The 10588-nt window shown below is 36.0% G+C and carries 9 protein-coding genes; all 9 read right to left on the reverse strand.

The features are described from left to right. On the reverse strand, positions 1-507 hold a 507-nt coding region (locus Q0140_RS09820), incomplete at its 3' end, for a hypothetical protein (RefSeq protein WP_297964156.1). Next, entirely contained in the window at positions 459-1259 is an 801-nt protein-coding gene (locus Q0140_RS09825; RefSeq protein WP_297964158.1) for a glycosyltransferase, read from the reverse strand. The genes Q0140_RS09825 and Q0140_RS09820, both read right to left, overlap by 49 nt. 352 nt (positions 1260-1611) lie before the next feature. Next, on the reverse strand, positions 1612-3696 hold the full coding sequence (locus Q0140_RS09830; RefSeq protein ID WP_297964160.1) for an alginate lyase family protein: 2085 nt from the start codon (positions 3694-3696) through the stop codon (positions 1612-1614). Next, positions 3696-5099, reverse strand: coding sequence for a hypothetical protein (locus Q0140_RS09835; RefSeq protein ID WP_297964162.1), 1404 nt, complete (start codon positions 5097-5099; stop codon positions 3696-3698). Before Q0140_RS09835 ends, Q0140_RS09830 begins: the two co-directional genes overlap by 1 nt. Beyond that, positions 5092-5790: a class I SAM-dependent methyltransferase gene (locus tag Q0140_RS09840; protein WP_297964164.1), complete on the reverse strand. Its 699-nt coding sequence runs from the start codon at positions 5788-5790 to the stop codon at positions 5092-5094. The genes Q0140_RS09835 and Q0140_RS09840 overlap by 8 nt, the downstream gene beginning before the upstream one ends. After that, on the reverse strand, positions 5780-6883 hold the full coding sequence (locus Q0140_RS09845; RefSeq protein ID WP_297964166.1) for a hypothetical protein: 1104 nt from the start codon (positions 6881-6883) through the stop codon (positions 5780-5782). The genes Q0140_RS09840 and Q0140_RS09845 overlap by 11 nt, the downstream gene beginning before the upstream one ends. Beyond that, a complete protein-coding gene (locus Q0140_RS09850; RefSeq protein ID WP_297964168.1) occupies positions 6876-7562 on the reverse strand; it encodes a methyltransferase domain-containing protein in 687 nt (228 codons plus the stop codon). Before Q0140_RS09850 ends, Q0140_RS09845 begins: the two co-directional genes overlap by 8 nt. After that, complete coding sequence (locus Q0140_RS09855; protein ID WP_297964170.1) at positions 7556-8530, reverse strand: glycosyltransferase; 975 nt, start codon at positions 8528-8530, stop codon at positions 7556-7558. The genes Q0140_RS09850 and Q0140_RS09855 overlap by 7 nt, the downstream gene beginning before the upstream one ends. Then, on the reverse strand, positions 8527-10588 hold a 2062-nt coding region (locus tag Q0140_RS09860; RefSeq protein WP_297964172.1), incomplete at its 5' end, for a bi-domain-containing oxidoreductase. The genes Q0140_RS09860 and Q0140_RS09855, both read right to left, overlap by 4 nt.

Raw genomic sequence — 10588 nt, forward strand, 5'->3', positions numbered from 1 at the left:
TTCCCCCACAAAAAATGATCTTGTTCTAATTTCTCCATCCGATTCAAATAAGTTACCCAACAAATTAAAAGCCTCTTTTTCGAAGTCGGCATAGCCAAATATCTCATTAAATACAGCATAAAAAACCGATAATATAAAAAAAGAACCCAGCCCAGAAATAATAAAATTAATTTGAGTTTTTGATCTAATACAATTTGAAAAGAAAAAGAAGGTTGCAATAACTGGTAAAAAATATGTTATAAAGGCAACAGCTCCGATTTTAATATCAAAAAACATATAAATAAATAATATGCAAATAAAAATATTCATATATATGGAAGTCTTTTTTCTAAAAGAAAAAACAGCTATAAATAACCATATTAAATAAATTAAAGCCTTATATATATACGCATATGAGCCAAAATAAAATAGGCTAAATCTATCAACAAAATTATTTAAGCAATACAAAGTAAAAGCTATTATATAGAGAAAAGTAAATTCAATATTTTTTGTATTTTTGCGTTCCAATCATTATCCTTTATGAAATTAGCGGCTTTATCCATTCTATCCTTATCTGAATGCATAGATTTTTCTATATTAAGCATAAAATCCTCCTTCGAATTAGACAAAAAAACCAAATCTTCAAGTTGCTTTAGTTCTTGCCAGCTAATTGCAACAACGGGAATTCCGGCAGCAAAGTACTCATATACCTTTAGCGGATTGATATTATTTACTAAATCAGGATAATCCTTAACATTAAAAGGAATTATGCCCACTTGCGAATTATATAAAAACGCGGGGATTTTAGTGTATGGAATAGAGCCTAAAATATGCACGTTTTTTAGCTTTTTAAGTAAAGATAGGTCTTTTTGCTCCGGACCTATTATAATAAAACTATAATTTGGCAAATTTTTAGCACAGTAATATACTAAATCCACATCAAACCAATCATGTATTGCGCCTACGTAAATTACCCTAGGCTCAGGAATATCTTCAAGCTCCTGCGGCAAAGACCTATCTGCCGCTTTAAAGAAATCAAGATCAATGCCATTTGGCACATATTTCATTTTAGATTTATCTTTTATTTGATCGTATTTTTCTTTTAAATTTTTTGCCGTATAAATGACTGCATCTACCTTGTTCGCGATATTTATCTCGGCTTTAAACTGCGTATCAGAAACTGCATTAAAACCTTTTGAATAATCGGCTATCCTTAAAATCGATTTTTTATAAGTTACAGAATCTAGCAAAAAGCCGAACAATGGGCTATCAAACCACAATATATCAACCTCATTAAAACCCCGCTCCTTTATAAAATTTAATAAATTCGGACGCGTAAAATTTTGCCAATTGTTTAAGATAAAATTTGACGATAAAAACGGCTTGTTTTGAGGAGTAAAAAGGGAGCGCGGAACATAATAAAAAATGCCGCCTGCGCGCTCGCCGCCTTTTTTATAAATTCTTTCCCGCTCTTTTAGCTCGTTGCTATTTGCAAAAATTTTATGTATCGGCGAGATAGGATTTGAGATAAAAAGTACCTCATACCCTAGCTTTTCAAACGCCCTGGCATAGTGATGGCTGCCGACTTGAAACGGCGAAGTATAGTAATTTGCAACGGCCATTAAAACTTTTTTAGACATTTTTCATCAACTTCCCATATCCATTTGAATATAACTCAAATTTACTATAATAAAATTCCTTGTTCGACATATCGGCAATCTCCAACCCGTCCTCTTTTATCTCAAATTTTCTAATAATTTTTACGCCTTTATATTCTGCGGCGAGACTTATAAAATTTTCTCCAAAATCCGCCACTTCACATATGCACTCTGCAAACATTCCAAATAATCCGATCGCTCCCTCGCCCCAACTATTTTGTTCCAAATCGCTTATAATCGGCACGTTGTGAGCCTTGACGCTTCGAAATTCATTTCTTCTGCCGGGGATCGGCGTATAAAGATATGTACCTGGATCCCTCGCTATGTCGCGGCCGTCTATCCACAGCTCGTAGCTTAGCTTGTCGTTGTGCGTGTGTCCGCCGTGGTCATTCTGTCCAAGCGGCGTAGCGCAGATAGCGAGGTAAAATTTATCTGATTTGAAAATAAAAATTCCGCTGTCCGGATAAAATAGATTTTTGATCTCTTGCGAATTTGGAATTTTAAATTCCATGCTTTTTCGGTGCGGCAGTTCGCTAAATTTCACGCCAGAAGCGACCTGACTTTTATACGTTTTATCGACCGCTTGCAGCGTACGCCCTGCGAGCGAGTAAACAAAGCTTCTCTCAAAGCGCATATCATTTTTAAATATCTCATCATCGAAAATTCCGCCCATACAGCTAATTAGCGTGGAGTGGTTTAAGATATTTTCGTCCCAAAAGGGCTCGTCGCTGCCCTCAAAGCCGCTTAAATTTAGATATTTTCGCGCGGCTCGTTCGTTGCTCAAAAACTCGCCGTTTGGGCTAAATTTGAAAAATCTGCCGCTGTCGTTATCGCCAAATTGCGGCACTTCGCCGTTTGGCTTCGTGATATCTGCGGTAAACCTGCCGATTTTATACAGCCTGTCTGCGAACCACTGCGGCAGCGCTATTTGTCCGTTTAAAATTTTAAATTCCTGCTCCTCTAAAGGCAAGAGTTCTGGTTTTTTACGCCAAAACTTTGCATCGTAATTTTTTAGCGACGAAATTTTCTCGCTTTTTAGACCCAGTATCATAGCCGTGGCATACGCCATCAGCTCGCCGCTTAGGCGGTGGTAACTCGTAGAACTCTCGAAATTTCCGCCGTCTTCGTAAAATTCCTTTTTCATTTCGCAAATTATCTCTTGCACGGCAAACGCCAGCCACGCGTCTATCTCACCGCCGCCGTTCAAATACGCGCAAGCTTGCAGCAAGCCCGCGATATCGCTTAGATAGTGATTTGACGTAAGATGCGGCGAATATTCCAGATTATTTACGATATGAAGCGCATGCTCGTAGACGCTATTTGAAAAGGTCTGCTTGAAATTTTGATCCAAAATTCCGCCACTGTCCATCTGGCAAAACATATCGTAAGCCGCCAGCATATTGGCGACCCTGATGCCCACGTCCATCGTACAGGCCCAATTTACGCCCATTCGAGGCGGATTATTGCGGATAAAATCTAAAATTTGGTTTTTAAATTCTTTTAAATTTTGCTCCTTTAAACTCGGATCCGCCATCGCAAAAATAGCAAGCTGCGGCAGATGCTGCAACCTCGCAAGCTCCCACGGCACCTTTATATCGCTGCCGGGCTTATGGGCTATGCGCTGATCTTTGTACCATTTTTTTTCGCTCCACCGAAAGCCGCTTTTAACATCTTTTTGCCAATCGATCGGCTCGTAGCCTTCGGGCACATTCGCGGGCGCCGCAACATTCATATCGTATTTGTAGCCCTCAAGCCCGAGCGCCGCGCTATCATAGCTATTTTTTACCCAGCCGCTGCCGAGTAGATCAAATTTATGGTCGATATACATTTTGGATAGATATCTTGCGACATTAGGATCTATATTTGACAGGTCAAGCTCTTTTATATTTATGTAGCTAGTTTTTATGATCGGAATGTTAAAATTTATGTGAGTATTTTTGTTTATAAAATCAATGCGACGATTGATAAAGTTATTTAAAAAAAAAGTTATTTTGTTAAATAAATTTATTAAAACTATGCGAAATGGAGTAAAATATAGTCGCTTTAGATAATATAACATTATACTTCCCCTATACGCGGACAGCTTTTGTATTCTTTGATTGCCCTAATAGCTAACCAGCTATAAAAAATCAAAGTTAATAGAAATAATAAAACTTCCGATAGCATGTCAAATATTTTAAAGATATAAATTATACTAGGAAAGAATAAAAATAACAAATAATAAAAATACCCTAAAAATAATTTTGGATATATTTTTTTGGAAACTATCATATATACAACGAATCTAAAAAATGAAATAACCGCTATACAATATATAAAGAAGTAAAATTCAAAATAATATGCACAAAGCAAAAGAGAAGATACACTTAACACTCCTACGAATATCTCTAAATAAGAAAAATAAAGACTTTTCCCAGAAATCTGGATATTTAATTCAAGAATTCTCGAAATCAATGTGCAATATCCGCTGAATAAAAATACGAACAAGAAGTGTTGATACTCTATATATTTCTCTCCGGCAAACATATATACGACATAATATGAGCCTAAAATAAAAATGCACATCATAAATCCATATCCGTTAAAAATTATATTAAGCATCATCTTGTAGATTCCAATAAAATTCTTTTCCTTATACAATTTAAGGACTCTCTGAGAAAAAACTATATAAAGCGGATCAAACATAATATAAATAGTTGATGCTATTTTTTGATAAACCGAAAAAATTCCATTAAATTCTCTATTTAAAAAAACTTTATCGATAATAAATTGTGGGCTTAATGATGATAGATATGACCCGACAATACCGGGCGCAATTTTTATGGAAAATAAAAAGGAATTCCTTGTAATATGATAATTTACGCCAAACAGCCAACCTTTAATAAAAAAGCTAAAATAACTAACCAGGGAGACAACTGTGCTAGAAAACAACATAGCATGTATTATATTGATCGCACTACCCCCTATATCGTAATTTTTTATAATAAAATAAAATATAATTGTTAAGAGTATCTTACTAATTATAATTACTCCATATTGCATATCCTTTTCTTCCAACCTTTTTTGATACTGTATAAGATATATCAGGCTATCAGAAAATGACAAAATAGACAAAGCAATAAAAATTTTCCAACTCAATAAATTAAAATAATTTATAATACACAATAACAATATACCCATAATTACATGAGAAAGAAATGTAACATTAACGATGCCGCAAAATAATTTATATCTGGATTCTTCTGTAGAATATTCGTAGTAATATCTTGCGTATCCGGATTTAAATTCTAGCGATAGTAGAAAAGATAAAAATACATATATAGTCATGTACAGTCCATATGCGCCCATATCATTCATGCTTAAAGTATGAGCAATATATGAAAAAAATAGTACAGATAAAATTTTTTCAATCATTAAGAAAATAGCATATAAAGATATCGTCTTAAGAAACTTTTTAAGCATTCTCTACTTTCTTAAACACATAGAAATATCCCATGGAATTATTTTTATATTTATTTCTAAATACCTTTAATCTACCTATTAGATCTAAAAGTCTAAAAATTACGTTTATCGGTAAGTAAAATATAGGGCCAAAAAATGGTTCTAGCCTGAGACTACTTAGCGTATTTCGTATAATTGATATAAAACAAAAGCCTACGTTTGCAAAGTCTCCGCCATACGTATCATATCTTATAAGTTCTAAATTCACTTCTTTTGCTAGCTTAATCATGGCGTTTGGAGCAAATCTAAAAAAATCAAAAGGGGGATTATGTATGCTTGCATTTTGCGCTTCAAGGGCAAAATAATACCCACCATCTTTAAGCACTCTTGAAATTTCATAAAAAGTCTTCTTAATATAAAAAGAATCATCTAAAACAAAAACTGTCATAATTGCATCAAAATTATCATTCTCGCAAGGGATATTTTCAGAGCTACCTATTATATCCGGATTTGCATATTCGCATTCACACACATCAAGACCTACGTAATCAGATTTTTTTAGTAATTTCTTATATGGTTTTTTTCCGCAACCTATATCTAAAATTTTATACTTAGAATCAAAAAAATAATCTATTATCGCTATATATTTTATAACGTCTTTTAACAAGAATCTATATCCGGTAATCAAAGAAAAATGTCTGTCAAAATACATCTTTATGTCCCCTATATGTTCCTTCGACCAAATCATTAAAAAGCCATCTATTGTTTTTCATAAAGCCTTCGTAAATTTCTTTAGTCTGTATATTTTGTAAATACCTATGATCCGAGATAAATGTTAGATACATTTTCCAGTCACCTTTATATTTTATTTCGAACGCTCCATCGCCCATATCTAAAATATCGGTATTATTATAGCTCTCGTAATAATTAGCACATTCGCTAAAAGTAGCATACCAAACATCTTTATTCCTTAAATAGCCAAAGAGAAAATCTAAAGAATTTATATCATCATAAACATTTGGCGTTTGCCTCTTCCCATCTGGTCTAGCATTCATAAAATGCTCCGCTATACTAATCACATATCTACTTTTCATCATTTTTTCTATCTTTACGATATTTAGCAAGTGTTTAATTTTACTTTTTATTGCATTTCCTCCATATATAAAAGCATCGCCGCTTATATTTGACGGCATTTCTATAATTTTATCATCGCCATACTTCAAAGAAATATTATTGGTAAAAGGCTTAAAGTCAAAGGACCACCAGCGAAATTTTAAGTCAATTAGTCCTACAACCAAATCTTCTCTAAAACTATAGCACGGAGTCCTTCCTCCCAAAATTTGGTAGTCAAATCTTTTTTTGAAAAGATTTAAATCATTTTTTATAATATTAAAATACTCACCCGGAGAATACTGCTCAAATTCTCTGCACCATTTTCTATCCATCAATGTAGCATTGGAATATCCATGATTATGTCCATGGTATGCTATCTCATCAGATCTATCGAGAATGGAATTTAATAGCTTTAAAAAATCATTATTATCGTATATAGATCCAGTTTTACCATTATCTAAATATGTTGAGTGCGAATTCATTACCAAAAAATATGTAACTCTAATTTCTGGATATTTCTTTAATAAATAGTTTGCAAAATAATTGTATAGACCTTCATCGCCTAATCCAAGATAACCACAATCGCATTGCTCCCTTAAAAAACGTGACTGACATTTTGAATTTGTAATATCGTCTATGCCGAAAATAATGGGGGAGGTTTTATCTAAAAACCATTTCGCTTTACTAATCATCTCTACTCTTTGCTTTAGCAATAAAAAATAGACCGTCATAATTTTGTCTTTTAGTGAGCCGACATACTAGTATTCTTTTCAAAATTTTAATATAATCTAAAAAGGATTTTGTCTTAAAAAACATATTTTTGTTTTCTGAGTAATAATAGTCATATTTTTTCTCCACATATCCTTTTCTGTCCAATAATTGCTTTAATGTCTCAAAGCTATACCAACAAACATGCTCTTTATTTAACCATAAATTTTCGAGCTTCCCAGACTTGATTAGCCTAATACGCTCATTAGACCAAGGGTTCGGCGTAGTGATAATTAATAATGATTCATCATGCATAAATCTTTTTATGCCATCCAGCATTAGACCAGGATTTTCAATATGCTCAATCAGTTCTCCACATACCACAATATCAAATTTATCTTGATATTCAAGCTTATCCAGTTGAGTAACATCTGCGTAATATGCAATATATCCGTATTTATCTTTCAAAATTTCTACATCTTCTTGCAAATAATCAAAACCAACTAAATAGCCAGCAACTTCTGCAATTTTACTATGAAGCCAATCGTTGGATTGGATTTTTTGTTCATACAACTTATGTTGTATGAAACCGAGATGTAAAACTTTTTTATCACAACATATTTTTATTATTTCATCTTTTCTAAAAATCACATTATCTAACATAAAACATCCTTTACTTTATCACATAAATCATCTAAATTTCTATTCTTAAACAAAATCGTTCCTGTTGGTCTATCGCATACATCGCTTGCTATCGCAGGACATTTAAAATATAAAGCCTCTCTAATACTAAGGGCGTCGCCATCGGTATTCGTAGGTCTTATCATTAGACTAGCCTTTTTAAATATAGGCCAAAGCTCTTTTTGCCCAGTCAGAAAATAAAAATTTTCCTCTAAATTTAGCTCTTTTATTCGTAGACACATTTTATCTATATACTCCGTATTAACCTTTTCGTTTGCTAGTGCAAAAATAAATCCTAAATTTGGATAGACATTTTTTAGCTTAGCCGTGAGTTCTATACATATGTCAAGTCCGTATAAATCGGTATTTTTATAAAAAGATATTTGAAATGCGTTTGCCGTTATTATTCGCGTCTTACTTTTTATAAAATCGTAAAAAGATTCTGGGTAGGTAGCTAAAATTTTATCTTCCTCCTCTAACGGCGGCGGCAAAAAAGCATGCTCGATTATAATGCTTTTTGAAATATGCAAATTTCTACTTTTGTAATCGTCTAAAATATGCTTATTAACTACCACCAAAACATCTATGCAATGAAAAAAGACTCTATAAATCAACTCCTTAAATTTAGAGGACTCTTCAAACAACCTTGGATTATGGCTAGTAGCAATTAAATCAAAATTTTTAAAAAGTCTAGTAATCATAAGGACAAAAACTATCGTCATACTAAACGAGTGAATATTTACGGCTCGAAATTTTGTCCTGCACAATACTGCAAATAAATCGATATATTTTTTAAAACCATTCTTGGATACATCAAATACTTGCGAATTATCTAGCGATTTACTAAGTCTATAAATATAAACCGACACTCCGCCAAGAGGAGGCGGATACGGTCCGATTATTAAAATTTTATCGTATTTTTTAAGCCTATCTTGCACTAACGAACTCATATCAAAAACGAAATCTCCGTAGTCTGCACCATATCCCAAAGCTCTATCGGCCAGCCTTTTTTACTTCCTTTTAGAGCCCCAAATAGCGCCTCGAGCTCTTCTGGCTGCCCCTTTTGGCTTACGTTTGTTGAAATTTCTTTCACACCCACTCCATATCCTTTTAGGCTTTTGTAATCGTCCAAAATAATGCTCTTGCCGTCGAAGTGAATCTCCATAAATTCCTTACTTAGCTCCTTACTACCGTTTGCGAAATACTCGATATTGGCCACCGAGCCGTCTTTGTATTTTAAGACGATCGATTTGTTATCCTCCGAGCTATATTTTTCATTGCTCGGCGTGATAGCCTGCGAAAATATGCTCTCTATCTCGCTTCCCGTTAGCGCCGTCATCAGATCTATTATGTGGCACGCTTCGCCCACCATCCTGCCGCCGTTTTCGTGCACCCAGTGATCCATAGGTATGTAGCCAGCGTTCATTCTATATCTAATTATCATAGGATTTATTCTAGCGCCCGTGTGCTTTTTTATCTCCTCTGCATAAGCGCTAAATCGCCTATTAAATCCCACGAATAAAAGGGGCTTGTCGCCTCCACCTTCGTAAAATTTCTTTATCTTTTCAAGCTCATCTTTGTTTGTCGCAAGCGGCTTTTCTACAAATACGTTTTTGCCTGCTTCAAGCGCCTTTAAAGTAAGCTCCGCATGGCTATCGTGCCTTGTGGAGATGATCACCAGATCAACGTTTTTATCGTTTAAAACATCGTCTAAATTTGAAGTAGCGTAGCTCGCTCCATATTGCTGCGCCACTGCCTTTGCCTTATGCCCGCTTCGGTTCATGATCGCGTAAATTTTATATTTATCCGTAAGCTTTGAGATATTAGGCAGGTGCATACCGGTGGCAAATCCGCCGACGCCGACGAATGCGACGTTTATCACATCCCTGTTTACTGGCGCGGAGCTTATAATGATTTTTTTATCGTGATTTAGATAGCTATCAAGCTCGGCTAAATTTGCCTCGCCGTAGTCAAGCAAAACCATGAGCGGCTTATTCTGCGAAGTCTGTAGCGACTCAAACGCCTCCGTTACCTGCTCGATAGGATATTTTGCGTCTATGAGCTTATCCAGCTTTATCAAATTTTCATTTACCAGCCTTAGATACTCGCTCATATTTCGATTTTCGGTCCATCTTACGTAGCTAAACGGATAATCAAGCCCCCCCTCTTCGTAGCTCTTGTCGTAGCGACCCGGCCCATAGGAGGTGGAGATGAGAAAATTGAGCTCCTTTCTATACATATCCTCTCTATTGATCTGCATGCCGGCAACGCCTACGAGCACCACTCTGCCCTTTTTCTTGCACATCTGAAAGCTTTGCGATAGCGGCTCGCTACTGCTCGTAGCAGCGGTAAATAGCACTCCATCGGCGCCATGCCCACCGCTCCAAGATGAAACGACGTCTAGCAAATCGTCTTTTGACGGGTTTATGACGAGCTCAGCGCCGTACTGCTTAGCTATCTGCAAGCGCCTATCGTCAAAATCGCTGACCGCAACCCTTACGCCTGAAATTTTAAGCATCTGCACCGCAAGAAGCCCTAAAATCCCCGCACCGACCACTACGCAGGTCTCGCCCAACCTTAGATCGATCCGCCTAACGCCTTGCATCGCTATGCCGCCGAGAGTCACGGTGCAAGCCCGCTCAAAGTCCATATCCTGCGGCATTTTCATAACTAAATTTTTTGGCACGTCTACGTATTCTGCATGGTTCGCAAGCCCTGCACCGGCTGCGGCAACGCGCTCTCCGACTTCAAAATTTGAAACGCCCTCTCCGACCGCTATGACGACGCCGCTAAGCGAATAGCCGGTCGGGCTTCCGCTATCAAGCTTGCCCTTTACCTTCGCGTAGACGCTGGCTATGCCATCGGATTTCACCATATTGATGACTTTTTTTACATTCTCCGGCTGCTCTAAAGCCCTTCTAATCAGGCTCTTTCCGCTATTTGATACGCCGCTTATCTCGGTGCCCGCCGATATGCAGCTATTTACTACTTTTATAAGAACGCATCCC

Source organism: uncultured Campylobacter sp. (genome assembly GCF_938045405.1).
Taxonomy (GTDB): domain Bacteria; phylum Campylobacterota; class Campylobacteria; order Campylobacterales; family Campylobacteraceae; genus Campylobacter_B.

What these genes read in the sequence shown, in the direction of transcription:
- Q0140_RS09830 (WP_297964160.1), bottom strand. Translation starts at nt 3,696, where the DNA reads ATGTTATATTATCTAAAGCGACTATATTTTACTCCATTTCGCATAGTT.
- Q0140_RS09835 (WP_297964162.1), bottom strand. Translation starts at nt 5,099, where the DNA reads ATGCTTAAAAAGTTTCTTAAGACGATATCTTTATATGCTATTTTCTTA.
- Q0140_RS09840 (WP_297964164.1), bottom strand. Translation starts at nt 5,790, where the DNA reads ATGTATTTTGACAGACATTTTTCTTTGATTACCGGATATAGATTCTTG.
- Q0140_RS09845 (WP_297964166.1), bottom strand. Translation starts at nt 6,883, where the DNA reads ATGATTAGTAAAGCGAAATGGTTTTTAGATAAAACCTCCCCCATTATT.
- Q0140_RS09850 (WP_297964168.1), bottom strand. Translation starts at nt 7,562, where the DNA reads ATGTTAGATAATGTGATTTTTAGAAAAGATGAAATAATAAAAATATGT.
- Q0140_RS09855 (WP_297964170.1), bottom strand. Translation starts at nt 8,530, where the DNA reads ATGAGTTCGTTAGTGCAAGATAGGCTTAAAAAATACGATAAAATTTTA.